This window comes from Kribbella sp. NBC_00482, assembly GCF_036013725.1.
Classification (GTDB): Bacteria; Actinomycetota; Actinomycetes; order Propionibacteriales; family Kribbellaceae; genus Kribbella.
In genome coordinates, this window is the sequence record NZ_CP107881.1 from 4,682,135 (window position 1) to 4,694,564 (window position 12,430).

The 12,430-nt window shown below is 67.8% G+C and carries 11 protein-coding genes; 4 read left to right on the forward strand and 7 right to left on the reverse strand.

The features are described 5' to 3' along the window. Positions 1-74: 74 nt before the first annotated feature. Genes OHB24_RS23000 through OHB24_RS23010 form a run of 3 tightly spaced genes read left to right on the forward strand, consistent with a single transcriptional unit; the run spans position 75 to position 1,797 of the window. Positions 75-665, forward strand: a complete 591-nt coding sequence (locus OHB24_RS23000) for a DUF4956 domain-containing protein (RefSeq protein WP_327632869.1) — start codon at positions 75-77, stop codon at positions 663-665. Then, a complete protein-coding gene (locus tag OHB24_RS23005) occupies positions 662-1,456 on the forward strand; it encodes a polyphosphate polymerase domain-containing protein (protein ID WP_327632870.1) in 795 nt (264 codons plus the stop codon). The genes OHB24_RS23000 and OHB24_RS23005 overlap by 4 nt, the downstream gene beginning before the upstream one ends. A 17-nt stretch (positions 1,457-1,473) precedes the next feature. Continuing rightward, on the forward strand, positions 1,474-1,797 hold the full coding sequence (locus OHB24_RS23010; RefSeq protein WP_327632871.1) for a plasmid stabilization protein: 324 nt from the start codon (positions 1,474-1,476) through the stop codon (positions 1,795-1,797). Here OHB24_RS23010 and OHB24_RS23015 read toward each other — a convergent pair. The 7 genes from OHB24_RS23015 to OHB24_RS23045 all read right to left on the reverse strand — a co-directional run bounded on the left by OHB24_RS23015 (position 1,794) and on the right by OHB24_RS23045 (position 10,953). Continuing rightward, the gene (locus OHB24_RS23015) at positions 1,794-2,654 is read right to left on the reverse strand and encodes a gfo/Idh/MocA family oxidoreductase (protein WP_327632872.1); all 861 of its coding nucleotides are present in this window, start codon (positions 2,652-2,654) and stop codon (positions 1,794-1,796) included. The genes OHB24_RS23010 and OHB24_RS23015 overlap by 4 nt on opposite strands. Next, positions 2,651-3,457: a carbohydrate ABC transporter permease gene (locus tag OHB24_RS23020; RefSeq protein ID WP_327632873.1), complete on the reverse strand. Its 807-nt coding sequence runs from the start codon at positions 3,455-3,457 to the stop codon at positions 2,651-2,653. The genes OHB24_RS23015 and OHB24_RS23020 overlap by 4 nt, the downstream gene beginning before the upstream one ends. Then, complete coding sequence (locus tag OHB24_RS23025; protein ID WP_327632874.1) at positions 3,454-4,335, reverse strand: carbohydrate ABC transporter permease; 882 nt, start codon at positions 4,333-4,335, stop codon at positions 3,454-3,456. The genes OHB24_RS23020 and OHB24_RS23025 overlap by 4 nt, the downstream gene beginning before the upstream one ends. A gap of 26 nt (positions 4,336-4,361) precedes the next feature. Beyond that, complete coding sequence (locus OHB24_RS23030; protein ID WP_327632875.1) at positions 4,362-6,971, reverse strand: extracellular solute-binding protein; 2,610 nt, start codon at positions 6,969-6,971, stop codon at positions 4,362-4,364. Between the two features lie 6 nt (positions 6,972-6,977). Then, positions 6,978-8,003: a hydroxyacid dehydrogenase gene (locus OHB24_RS23035; protein ID WP_327632876.1), complete on the reverse strand. Its 1,026-nt coding sequence runs from the start codon at positions 8,001-8,003 to the stop codon at positions 6,978-6,980. A gap of 60 nt (positions 8,004-8,063) precedes the next feature. After that, a complete protein-coding gene (locus OHB24_RS23040) occupies positions 8,064-10,076 on the reverse strand; it encodes a right-handed parallel beta-helix repeat-containing protein (protein ID WP_327632878.1) in 2,013 nt (670 codons plus the stop codon). Between the two features lie 124 nt (positions 10,077-10,200). Further along, positions 10,201-10,953 carry a FadR/GntR family transcriptional regulator gene (locus OHB24_RS23045; RefSeq protein ID WP_327632879.1) on the reverse strand — a complete coding sequence of 251 codons (753 nt, stop codon included), beginning with the start codon at positions 10,951-10,953 and terminating at the stop codon, positions 10,201-10,203. A 147-nt stretch (positions 10,954-11,100) separates the two neighbouring features. Between OHB24_RS23045 and OHB24_RS23050 the strand changes: the two genes are divergently transcribed. Beyond that, complete coding sequence (locus tag OHB24_RS23050) at positions 11,101-12,423, forward strand: ABC transporter substrate-binding protein (protein ID WP_327632880.1); 1,323 nt, start codon at positions 11,101-11,103, stop codon at positions 12,421-12,423. The last annotated feature ends 7 nt before the right edge of the window (positions 12,424-12,430 follow it).

Here is a 12,430-nt window from a genome sequence, read left to right on the forward strand (position 1 = left end):
CTCACGGAAGCCTCAGCGAGGTCTCACCCGCGGGCGGAAAGGTGGAAGCAACATCAGCCACCTGGAGGAAAACCATGTCCGGTCTGGGACTCGCGATACCCGCCGATCTGTTCGCCATCGGTCTGCTTGCCTACGGCACCTACTTCCGCCGCTACCACCGGCGTGACCTGCTGCTCGCGTACGTCGCGCTGAACGTCGGCGTCCTCGCGGTCACCGCGATGCTGGCCGGCAGCGGCGCCGGGATGGGGCTCGGACTCGGCCTGTTCGGCATCCTCTCGATCATCCGGCTCCGCTCGGACTCGATCACCCAGGAAGAGGTCGCGTACTACTTCATCTCGCTGGCTCTCGGCCTCGTCAACGGCCTGCATCCCGGCCCGTTCTGGCTCGCGCCCGCGTTGAGTTTCCTGCTGGTCGCCCTGATGTACGTCGTCGACCATCCGCGGCTCACGCTGCGGTCGCGGCGGCAGAGGGTCGTTCTCGATCAGGCGTACCCGGATGTCCGCGACGTCGGCCCGGCGCTCGAGCGGTTGCTGCGCGCCGACGTCCGGTACTTCGTCGTACTCGATCTGGATCTGGTCACCGACACGACCGTCGTCGACGTGCGCTATCGCACGCGGGCGGACGCGCCGGCCGCAGTACGTCCGTTCCAGCGGTACGCGTCGTGAGGACACGGGCCGCGCTGGCGGGCGCACTCGCCGAGTTGCCGCCGATCTCGCTGGAGGACGTGCTGGCCGAGGCGGCGTTGCAGGTTCGGGTGGATCGCAAGTACCTGGTCCCGGTCGGGGTGTTCGTGGAGCTGGTGAACCGGCTGCGCGACAGGTTCGCCGTACTGGAGATCGACGGGCAGCGGAGTTTTCAGTACGAGTCCGTGTACTTCGACACGCCGTCGCACGGGCTGTACAGGCATCACCTCCAGCGCCGGCGCTACCGGTACAAGGTGCGCACGCGAACCTATCTGGACAGCGGCGAGTGCAGCTTCGAGGTGAAGCTGAAGGGCAACCGCTCCGAGACGATCAAGTCACGACTGCCGTACGCCGTCTCGGACCGCGGGCGGTTGACCGGCCCCGCCCGCGATTTCCTGGCCGAGCAGCTCAGGACGACGTACGGCGTGGGGCCTGTGGACGGACTGCAGCCCTCGCTCGTCACGACGTACCGCAGGAGCACGCTCACCGATCCGGCGGCGCACGAGCGGCTGACCTGCGACGTCGACCTGCGCTTCTCCGACGCGACCAGCTCGATCGACGTGCTGCCCGACTCCGTCCTCGTCGAAAGCAAGACCAACGGCCGCACCGGAGCCGCCGACGCCGTACTGCGAGACCTCCGAATCCGCCCGATCCACGTCAGCAAGTACTGCGTGGCCGCCGCCCTCCTCAACCCGGCGCTGCGATCCAACCCCTGGCACCGGACCGTCCGTCAATTGGTTGTGGCCGGGAGGTCCGGGTACCGGGAGGCGTGACGGAAGGAGTGACCGACATGCCTGCAGGATCGAATCGGAAGCGGGAACGGCAGTACGAGCACATCAAGGAAGGCCTGAAGGACCGGGGCCGGAGCGAGGATGTCGCCGAGGAGATCGCGGCGCGGACCGTGAACAAGGAACGCGCCCGCTCCGGCGAGGCGAAGGAGTCGAGCCGTTCCTCCACCCACGACATCTCGTCCGGACGCCGCGGCGGCCTGCGCTCACACAGCGGGTCGAAGGGCCGGACGAAGGAACAGCTCTACAACGAGGCCAAACAGAAGAACATCAAGGGCCGCTCCACCATGACAAAGGCCCAGCTCGCCAAGGCCGTCGGCCGCTAGGGGCGGACGGGCTGAGGGCCGGCTCCGGCGAGGCAGCGGTTGCCGGCCTCGATGATGGCGACGATGTCGAGGATCTCGGGGGCGGGGACTGTGGGGTGGTGGTCGTGGGCGGCGGCGACCAGGGCGGTGAGGAGGCCGGCGAGCATCGGCTCGCCGGCTACGAGTTCGAAGGATTGCTCGCCGGTCGCGGAGTGGAGGCGCCCTCTGGTGACTGGCTCCCACTCTGCAGGGCCTGAGAGTCGGGCCTGGCGGCCGTCCGGCCAGGTCAGAGTGAGTACGTCGTCGTGAAGTTGGACGCGTTCGCAGCCGGGGCCGAGGGCTGCGACGGCGAGGTCGACCAGGTGGACGCCGTACCAGGAGAGGCCTGGATGACCGGGCTGGGTCGGGAGTGGGCCGGTGAGGTCTGCGGTGAGGACGGGTTCGGCGCGTAGGCAACGCTGGAACTCCGGCGTGAACCGCTTCGGGGAACCGGCCAGCACGAGGGTGCCGGCGGTCTCGAGCATGCTGCGGGCCTCGTCCGAGGTCATCGCGAACCTGGTGTCTACGTAGACGGGCTTGCCGGCCGGGGCGACGCGGTGGAAGAGGCCGGCGTGCGTACGGGCGTCTGCTTCGACGATCAGGATCACGTCCGCCTGCTCGGCGACCTGCTCCGGGGTGTCGAGCAAAGCCACGCCGAGCTCGGCCAGCGTGCGCGCGTTGGCGACGCCACGGCTGCTGAGCGGGAAGTCGTCGCGTGGTTCTCCAGACCAGGCAGCGACGACCTGCCCGCCCGCGACGGTGCCGTCGGCAAACAACTTGGTGAAGGACACCGCGTGGGGCGAGTCGGTGCCGACCAGGCCGAAGCGGACCGGGTTCATCCTTTGACTCCGGTCGCCGCGATGCCGGCCACGATGTGGCGTTGCAGGACGACGAAGATCAGCAGGCAGGGCAGGAAGCTGATCAGCGCGGCCGCCATCAGGTTCGAGGTCGAGACGGTCTCGGTGTTCAGGCTGGCGAGCCCGACGGTGAGGGTCCGAGCCGCGTCGGACTGCCCGACGACCAAAGGCCAGAGCAGATCGTTCCAGTGCCAGAGGAACAGGAAGATCGCGAGGGTGGCGAGGATCGGCCGGACCAGCGGCAGCACGATTGACACGAACGTCCGCCATTCGCCCGCACCGTCGACGCGCGCCGCGTCGAAGAGCTCGTCGGGCAGCTCGCGGATGAACTGGCGAATGAGGAACACCGCCTGGGCGTTGGCCAGGGTCGGCAGGATCAGCCCCCACAACGTGTTCACGCCGTCGACGCGTGCCACCAGGACGAAGGTGGGGATCAAGGTGGTCTGCACCGGCACCATCAAGGTCGCCACGATCGACCACAGGACGACGTTGCGGCCCGGGAACCGCTTGCGGGCCAGGGCGTACGCCGCCATCGACGAGGTGAACAGGATCACCACGACGGAGATCGCCGAGTACCAGAACGAGTTGAGCAACCAGCGCGGAAAGGATCCGAGGCGGACGATCCGCACGATGTTGTCGAAGGTGAGTTCCTTCGGCCAGGCGAGCGGGATCGTCGGCGCGTCCTGCGGCGACAACGCGAGGATCACGACGGCGATCAGCGGCGCGACGGTGAACAACGAGGCGATGCAGAGCAGGGTGATCAACCCTGGCTGGGGACGCTTCATGCCGTCTCCTTCTCCTCGAGCCAGCGGCGCTGGAGGATCGACAGGACCAGGACGATGAGGAACAGCGCGACGCCGATCGCGGCGGCGTACCCGAAGTCGAGGAACTTGAAGCCCGCGTCGTAGAGGAAGTAGGTGATGCTGAAGCTCGCCCGGGCCGGTCCGCCGCCGGTCATCACGTAGATGGTGTCGAAGACCTGGAAGCCGATGATCGTCTCCATCACCAGCACGAAGAAGAACACCGGCTTCAGCAGCGGCAGGGTGATCCGGAGGAAGATCTGGCGCGGCGACGCACCGTCGAGGAGCGCGGCCTCGTACACCTCCGCCGGTTGCGCCTTCAGCCCGGCCAGGAAGACGAGCATCGAGTATCCGAAGCCCTTCCAGATCGAGACGACCGCCAGACTCGCCAGCACGAGCAGCCGGTTCCCCGTCAGGAAGTGCACTGGACCGAGCTCGCCGAGAGCCGCGTTCAGCGGCCCGTCGCTCCGGAAGATCCAGGACCAGATGATCCCGGCCAGCACGAACGAACTGAGGTAGGGGATGAACAGCAGAGCCCGGAAGATCCCGGTCGCACTGCCTGCCACGGCGTTCAGCAGCATGGCGCCGCCGAGCGATACGACGATGGTGGCCGGCACGAACAGGACGACGTACAGGAAGGTCACCCCGACCGAGTGCCAGAAGTTCGCGTCGGCGAGCAGTCGCGTGTAGTTGTCGCCGCCGATGAAGGTCACGTCGCCGTTCAGCCGGTACCGCGTGAAGCTCATGCCGGCGGCCCCGAGGATCGGGACGAACTTGAACGCAACGAAGATCACCAGCACCGGGAGCAGGAACAGCACACCGGTGATCGCCTCACGTCGCCGGGACAGTGTTTGACTCGACATCTCTACCTCTCGTTGCCGCCGTGTCGTCAGGACTGCTGAAGCGCCGTACGTGCTTCGGCGGCGGCCTTCTTGAGCGCGTCCTCGGGGCTGACGTCACCGCGAAGCGCGGCCTGGACGTGCGGTGCGAGGATCGTCATCACCTGACGCGACACGGGCGACGGCTCGCCGGGGTTCGCGGTGGCCAGGGCGGTCTGCATCGCCGTCAGATCCGGTGTCGACTTGTCGAGCCGCACGTCCTTGCGGACCGGGAAGTTGCCCGCGGCCCCGATCAGGGACTTCTGGAACGCGGCCGAGCTGAGGTACTCGAGGACCTGGTACGCCGCGGCGCGGTTCTTGCTCTTGTTGATCGAGGTCAGGGCGAGAAGGCCGGGGCTGCCGTAGGTGGCCGGTGCCTTCCCGGCGATCGGCGCGCCCAGGACCACGTTCTGCTTGCCGAGCGCCGCGCGGAGCTGTCCGACCTCGGGCAGCGACGTCAGCTGCCGGAGGCCAACCTTGCCCGCGGCCATCGGAGAGCCTTCGATCGCGACCCCTTCGGTCGCAGCGTCGGCCGGCAGCCCACCGGCCTTCTTCAGATCGACGAGGAACTGCAGTGCGGCGACACCTTCCGGAGAGTCGAACGCGACATCCTTGCCGTCCTGACTGAAGATCCGCCCGCCCGCCTGCCAGACAAGGGGATAGAACGACATGTTCAGCGTCTGCTCGGGATTCCCGACATAGTCCATGACGGCAACCCCGCGGCGTGCCAGCACGGGCGCTGCCGTCAGGATCTCGGACCACGTGCGGGGGAGGGCGATGCCCGCGTCGGTGAAGACCTTGGTGTTGTAGGCGGTGGTGAAGATGTTCTGGAAGATCGGTACGCCGTACGTCTTGTCGCTGAACCTCGCCGCCGAGAGGGCGCTCGGGTAGAACTGTTCGCGGGACTTGGACACGGCGTCGTCCACCGGGAGCAGACCGCCCACCTTGAGGTACGTCGCTGCTTGGTCGGGCGTGATGAGGACGAGATCGGGACCGGACCCGGCGGCGAGGGCCGCCGAGATCTGTGCGTCGCGCTTGTCGAAGGTCTGCAGCTGGATCTCCAGCTCCGTACCAGGATGGTCCTTCTCGAAGCCCTCCGTCGCGTCCTGCCAGAACTTCTTGCTGGCGGTCGGGTCCTTGATGACCGGGTACATCCAGAGGACCACCTTGCCGGCGTCCGACGAGGCGTCGTCGCCGGAGGTGCAGCCGGTCAGGCTGAGTGCCGTGGCCACGACGGCTGTCGCGGCCACGAAGAGGCGTCGTTTCACGTGGCTCTCCTTGCCTTGGGCAACTGCGGAGTTCAGCAGTTCGAGGGTTTGCTGGTGTCTGGGGCTGAAGCTGGTCGGGGTCAGCAGCGGATCGTCTTCGCGGCGCATCCACTCGAGCAGCAGGCGCGCGAGTGAGCGGACGGTGTCGTCGTGGGCCGGATCGCCGGCCAAGTTCGTCGTCTCCGCGGGATCCGCCGCGAGGTCGTACAGCTCGAGCGGAGCGGACGATCCGAGCGTCGGCCCCGCCAGCGCGACGGGGGTGCTGCGATGGACCCAGGACTGCGTCGGATCCATCGCCTGCGGTGCGTTCGAGAAGTTCGCGATCAGCTTGAACTCCGGCGTACGCACGGATCTTCGTGGGTCGTAGTAGATGTGGTGCGTGAGCTGCCCGAAGACCGGGCGCGCCGTGGGGTCGCGGCCCTCGACGAGACCGGCCAGACTGGATCCGCTGACGCCGTCGACCGGGTGATCGATCAGCTCGAACAAGGTGGGCATCACGTCGAGATGGCTGACCTGCGTGCCGATGCGGGCGCCTTGCCAGGAGGGCCGTGCCGGCGCGCGGATCATCAACGCGACCTCGAGGCCCGGGTCGTACAGCGTGCACTTCGCGCGCGGCAGCGCCAGTCCGTGATCGGTGGTGAAGACGACAATCGTGTCCTCGCGCAGCCCAGTGGCATCGAGCGCGTTCAGGATCCGGCCGACGCCGTCGTCCAGTCGCCGTACGGCGCCCTGCAGCTCCGCGATCTCCTCGTGCGCGCCCGGATCGTCACGCAGGAACGCAGGAACCGACAGGCCCAGCGTGGTGTCCGGCTGGATGTCCGGCCCGAGAAACCCCATGACGCCCGGACGGTCACGGTCTGACGGCGACCGATGCGGTTCGTGGAACCCGACCTGCAGGTAGAACGGTTCCCCGCTCCGGGCCGACGCCTGCAACGACTCGATCGCGCGATCGGCGACGGTGAGGTGGTAATGGTCGGTGCGGACCCGGTCGAAGCCGAGCCGACGGGCGACCTCGGCGTCGGGCAGGGTGCGTGATTCGTGATGCACGCCGATGAGTTCGGTGCGATACCCGACACTGTGCAGCCGCTGCGCCAGGTGGATCGAGGGGTCGTTCAGGTCCCAGTTGAACGGGCTGTGCGTCAGACCGAGCACACCGTTGCTCTGCGGATAGGTGCCGGTGAACAGAGCTGCCCGAGCCGGGCTGCAGTGCGGCGCCGCCGAGAACGCCAGGTCGAAGACGGCGGATTCGGTTGCCAGCCGGTCGAGGTTCGGGGTGTGCACGGTCGGTACGCCGTAGCAGCCGAGGAACCGCCCCAGGTCGTGGCAGTGGACGAAGAGGATGTTGGATCGCATCGCGGCTCAGGCCATTCTCGCGAGGGCGGCCGGGGTGACGGCGTGCTCGAGCGGACGGCCGTCGAGGTACCGGCGAATCTCGTCGAGCACGATGCGTCCCGCCCGGGCGCGTGACTCACGGGTCGCGCCGGCGACATGCGGTGAGACGAGCACGTTGGGGAGCCGGGTCCAGCGATCCCCAGGTTCGAGGGGCTCGGTGTCGAACACGTCCATGGCCGCGTCCAATCGACCCGACGAAACCTCGGCGTACAGGGCGTCGAGGTCGATGATCGAGGCACGTGCCGTGTTGACGACCGCGGCGCGGTCGGGCAGGAGCGCGAGCGCATGAGCATCGATCAGGTGCCGCGTCTCGGGGTTGCCCGGCGCGTGGATCGACAGTACGTCGGTGCGCGGCAACAGCGTTGCGAGATCGTCGGCGTACGGCGCCAGCTCGTCCCCGGGTGGGAGGTACGGATCGTAGACGCGAACCTCCGCACCGAGGGCCCGGACCGCCGCGATGTAGGCGCGGCCGGTCCGGGACGCTCCGACGACCGTGACCCTGGCGCCGCGGAGCTCCCGGGCACGGGGGATGTCGCGGGCGCGCTCCCAGCCGTCGCTGCGGAGGTTGTGATCCAGGCGGGGGACACGTCGCAGGAGTGCGAGGGAGTAGGTGAGCGCCAGTTCGGCCACGGCCGGCGCCATCGCGTCCCCGGCCTGCGAGATCGGGATCCCGCGCTGCCAGAAGTCGGGTCCGGTGATCGACCGCAACGACGACGCGGCATAGGCGACGAACCGCAGCCGCGGCGCCCGGTCGAGGCGCTCGGCGGTGAGACACGGGAACCGCCACGCCGCGACGAGGATCTCGACCCCGGCCAGGGCTTTCCGGAAGGTGTCGAGATCCTGTAGCGCGGACGTGGTGGCGACGCGGACGCGGCCCAGCTCGCCGAGCTCGTGCCGCGCCGCCGCCGGGAAGAACGCGCCCAGTTCGGGCTCGTCGACCGCGAGCAGGATGCGTGACCGGCCCGCGGCCCGAGATCCGTCGTGTGTCTCCATAAACCGGGACCGTATGCATCCCGGTTCTTTTTGTCAATGACCGAAGTAAATCAGTTCAGGTCAGCGGCGGGTGCCTGCTTCGGTCATGACCTTGTGGGCCTCCGGCGGGAAGACGCCGTCGGTGATCTGGGTGTTGCCGACCACCTGGTTGTTGTAGCCGGGGCCCTCGGGGTTGCGGGCCGGGCCGACGTCCCACCAGTTGCCGGTGACCAGGTTGTCCTTGGTGTTGAAGGTGTCCGGGTTGCCGTCGTCGGCGTTGATGTAGACCCAGCGGCTGCTGCCCAGGAACACGTTGTCGCGCATCACGACGTACCGCGTCCCCTGGTCGATCAGCGCGCCGAATGTCACCTGGCTGTCGTACACGTAGTTGCGTTCGATCACGGTGCCGGGGCTCGACGAGAGCGTGTAGATGCTGCCGCCGTCGTGCATCGCCTGCTTGGTGTCGTGGATCAGGTTGTAGGCGACGTAGTTCTCCCGGAACGTCGTCGGCGTCCGGTAGATCGGCTGGTGGTTGTAGAGCCCGGCCTCCAGGTAGTACTGGTTGCCGCCCGGGTCGTTGATACCCCATCCCCAGCCGATGTCGACGCCGTCGTACGGCAGGTCGGTGAGGGTGTTGTGCGTGATCGTCGCGCGGGTGACGTACGTCGACAGGATGCCGGCGTTGTCGCGGTAGCTCTTCGAGACGCCCTTGATCGTGTTGTCGACGATGCGTACGTCGTGGTTCGTCATCCGCCGGTCCCGTGGATGGTGCGCGTCGGGCTGCACGCCGCCGACCACGATCGCCGACGCGGCGCTGTTGGTGAAGCTGTTGCCCCGGACATCGATCTCGCCGGCGCCGTACCCGACGCCGGACGCGTGCGCGTTCGGATCCATGCCGAGGCCGAGCCCGACCGAACCGACTTGCTCGAAGCTGTTGCCGTCGAAGGCGACGTGCTCGGCGGCGGACACTTGTACGGCGGCCGGGATCTGATGCCACTCGTTGCGGGTCTTCTCGAACTCGGGACAGCCGTCCTGGCAACTGGTCAGGAAATCGGCCGGCTTGGCGTATTTACCGACGATGTGCGCGCCGCTCTGCTGGTCGACGTACCCCTGCGGACCGCTAGGAAAGTTCCAGGTCGTGTGCGCGAACGTGAGGTTGCTGAAGGCAAGGTTCTGGACGGGATCGCGGTAGCTGCCGCTGACCTGCACCAGTGACTCCAGTCGCGGCAGCCGTACGTCGGTCGCCGCCATCGACTGCCCGTCGGCCGGCCGGTAGAAGACCTTGCCCTTCGCGGAGTCGAGGTACCACTGGTTCGGGCCGGAGATCAGCTCGTACGCGTTGTTCAGGTAGATCGCGCCGCGGTTGTACGGCGACTTGAGCGTGTCGTAGCCGAAGTTGTTGTTGTCCCAGGCCGGCTGCTCCATCACCAGGGTGCTGCCGTCGACCGTCTGGACAGGGGAGTAGCGATCCGTGAACGAGCCCAGCTCCTCGATCTCGAGCTCGCCGGCATTCGAGAGTCCGGCGATGCGTTCGGCCAGCGCCGGATCGTTGATCGTCAGGCCACGCTGGCTGAAGACCAGGTGCTCGCGGGTCTTCTTCGATTCCGCCACTAGCAACTGGGTGCGCTGCGCGAGTTGCCCGTCGACGTACAGCTGACGCGACCGGCTGCCGACCGGGACATCGGCGGACCAGATGTTCTTCGCCGGGTCGGTCAGCGTCCAGCCGGTGACCTTGGAACCGCCGGACAGTACGGCGTGCTGCCCGGGCACGCTCTGCCAGGTGACGGTGTGCCCGTTGCGGCCGCCGTCCCGGGAGCCGAAGCGCAGCGGCTTCTTCAGTTCGTAGGTGCCGCCGGCCAGCAGGATGCGGACGTCGGCGGTCGAGTTCTTCGCCCGGGCCAGTGCCTGGGCGGCGTCGAGTGTGCGAACGACCTGGTCGGCGTGCAGGTCCTTGGGCTTCTTGCCGTCGGGGGCGACCAGGATGACGTTGGTCGGCCGCGGGGCGGCCGAAGCGAGCGAGGCGGAGAGGGCGGCGGCGCCGAGGACCAGCGCGCAGGAGGCGGCGATCACGCGGAGCGGACGAGGTCGGGTCATGCTTGACTCCTATGTCGTCTGTTGTCTGACATCTGTCAGCGGCACCGTAGAAGCGACCCCCTGATCGGTCAACAGCTGATCTCGATCACCGAGACCGCTGTCCGAAGTCGGCCGCCGGCGCGAGTCAGGTGCGCGGGAGGGGGCGGCGACGCTGCCAGGCGGAGTTGATGTGGCTGGTCATGGCCTCGGCGGCGCCGGCGGTGTCGCGGTCGAGGATCCGTTCCAGCACGATCCGGTGCTCGGAGTTCGTCGTACGGACGTCCTCGACGCTCGGGTGGCCCTGGTAGCGCATGCTGGTCCGGGCCTGGCTGTGCACCGTGCTCACGATGGACCGGGCCAGCCGGTTCCCGGACGCGGCCATGATCCGGTCGTGGAACTCGACGTCGGTCTGGATGAAGACCTCGGGCCGTGCCGTGTCGGCCTCGAGTCGGTGGAAGATCGCCTCGATCGCCGCGCGGTCCTCGTCGGTCGCCTGCGCCGCGGCCAGGCCGGCCAGGTTGGATTCGAGGGCGACGCGGACGCCGACCAACTCGTCGAGGATGCCCAGGTTCGCGTCGTTCCGGACCGCGGCCGCGAGGACGGCGGAGTCCAGCAGGTTCCAGTTCGTGTCGTCCTTCACCACCGCGCCGATCCCGCGGCGGACCTCGACCAGGCCCTTGGCCTCGAGGAGCTTGACCGCCTCGCGGACGGTGATCCGGCTGACCTGGAACTGCTCGGACAGGGCGGACTCCGGCGGCAGCACGGCGTTCGGCTGGATCGCGCCGGACACCACCCCGTCGAGGATCGACTCGACCACCAGGTCGGCCAGTCGCGCCGGACGTTGCGCGGCCGCCGCCGGAGCGAGTCGCACGGTTGCCTGTCCGGGGTCCGACGCCATGATGCCTCCCGAGTTCGTCTGCACCGATGTCTGTCCACCGGATTCTCGCCCATCCTTCAGCAGTCAACAAACTCTTGACAACAGACAACAGACAACTAACATCAAACCGAGCCGCAGGGCTCAACGAACTCGAACAAGGAGGGCGCCATGATGCCGACCGCCTCAGGTCCGACCACGCGGGGAATCCGCAGCCCGCGGCGCGGCTGGTTCGCGGCCGCTCTCGTTCCGGCGCTGGCACTCGTGTCCGCCGCCTGCGGAGCCGCCGCGCCGCAGACCCAGTCCGGCGGTGGGGCGAGCGCCGGCGGCGGCAAGCTCGTCGTCTGGGACTGGCACTCCGGTGACGCGACCACGAAGGAGTACTACGCGAAGGCCAAGTCGGACTTCGAGGCCAAGCACCCGGGCGTCCAGGTCGAGTTCGTCGCGCAGCCGTACGACCAGTACTACACACTGCTCGGTACGGCGATCCAGGCCGGCAAGGGCCCGGACATCTCGATGTTCAACGGCGGCGCGCAGATGCGGGACCGGGTCTCCTCTCTGCTGCCGCTGGACGACAAGGTCGGTGACCTGAAAGACCGGCTGGTCGGCTGGGACGCGTTCCGCAAGGACAGTGCGACGTACGCCGTGCCGGTCACCCTGCAAGGCTTCCCCTTCTACTACAACAAGGCCGTCTACAAGAAGGCCGGCCTCGATCCGGAGACGCCGCCGAAGACCCTGACCGAGCTGCAGACGACCTGCGCGGCGATCAAGAAGTCCGGCAACGCCTGCTTCAACCTCGGCAACAAGGAAGGCCTCGGCATCGAGTTCTTCCTGTCCGGCTTCGGCCCCGGCGTGTTCAGCCCGGCGCAGTACGACGCCTGGCTGGCCGGCAAGCGGGACTGGAAGTCACCCGAGGTCAAGCAGATCTTCGATCTGTGGAAGAAGACGAACGACGAGGGCTGGTACAACAAGGGCGTCAACTCGACCGCCATGTTCATGGACCAGTTCACGATGTTCTCCGGCGGCAAGGGCGGCAACGTGATCGGGCTGATCTCCGACACCGCGCACTGGAAGTCGTTCGACGAGTTCCTCGGCCCGGATCTCGGCGTCTACAAGCCGCCGGTGTCGAACCCGGCGAACGTCACCTCGACCTTCCTGCCCGCGGAGGGCGGCATCGGGTACGGCGTGATGAAGTGGACGAAGGACCCCGCGCTCGCGGTCGACCTGGTGAAGAGCCTCGCGAGCACGGACGCCGAGAAGTCGTTCTTCGAGAAGGCCGGCGCGATCGCCGCCGATAAGACCGTCGACACCAAGTCGGTCGATGTGAAGGCGGCCGGCGAGATCGTGTCCTGGTTGCCGGACAGTAAGCCGCTGCTGCACACCGCGCTGTCGGCGAAGACGCTGGACCTCATGCACCGGCTCTCCCAGCAACTGATCAGCGGTGACGTAACAGTCGACCAGGTGCTGACTCAGCTGGCGGCGTCGGACAAGTGAGCGGGTC

What these genes read in the sequence shown, in the direction of transcription:
- OHB24_RS23035 (WP_327632876.1), bottom strand. Translation starts at nt 8,003, where the DNA reads ATGGAGACACACGACGGATCTCGGGCCGCGGGCCGGTCACGCATCCTG.
- OHB24_RS23020 (WP_327632873.1), bottom strand. Translation starts at nt 3,457, where the DNA reads ATGAAGCGTCCCCAGCCAGGGTTGATCACCCTGCTCTGCATCGCCTCG.
- OHB24_RS23050 (WP_327632880.1), top strand. Translation starts at nt 11,101, where the DNA reads ATGATGCCGACCGCCTCAGGTCCGACCACGCGGGGAATCCGCAGCCCG.
- OHB24_RS23040 (WP_327632878.1), bottom strand. Translation starts at nt 10,076, where the DNA reads ATGACCCGACCTCGTCCGCTCCGCGTGATCGCCGCCTCCTGCGCGCTG.
- OHB24_RS23000 (WP_327632869.1), top strand. Translation starts at nt 75, where the DNA reads ATGTCCGGTCTGGGACTCGCGATACCCGCCGATCTGTTCGCCATCGGT.
- OHB24_RS23025 (WP_327632874.1), bottom strand. Translation starts at nt 4,335, where the DNA reads ATGTCGAGTCAAACACTGTCCCGGCGACGTGAGGCGATCACCGGTGTG.
- OHB24_RS23010 (WP_327632871.1), top strand. Translation starts at nt 1,474, where the DNA reads ATGCCTGCAGGATCGAATCGGAAGCGGGAACGGCAGTACGAGCACATC.
- OHB24_RS23045 (WP_327632879.1), bottom strand. Translation starts at nt 10,953, where the DNA reads ATGGCGTCGGACCCCGGACAGGCAACCGTGCGACTCGCTCCGGCGGCG.
- OHB24_RS23015 (WP_327632872.1), bottom strand. Translation starts at nt 2,654, where the DNA reads ATGAACCCGGTCCGCTTCGGCCTGGTCGGCACCGACTCGCCCCACGCG.
- OHB24_RS23030 (WP_327632875.1), bottom strand. Translation starts at nt 6,971, where the DNA reads ATGCGATCCAACATCCTCTTCGTCCACTGCCACGACCTGGGGCGGTTC.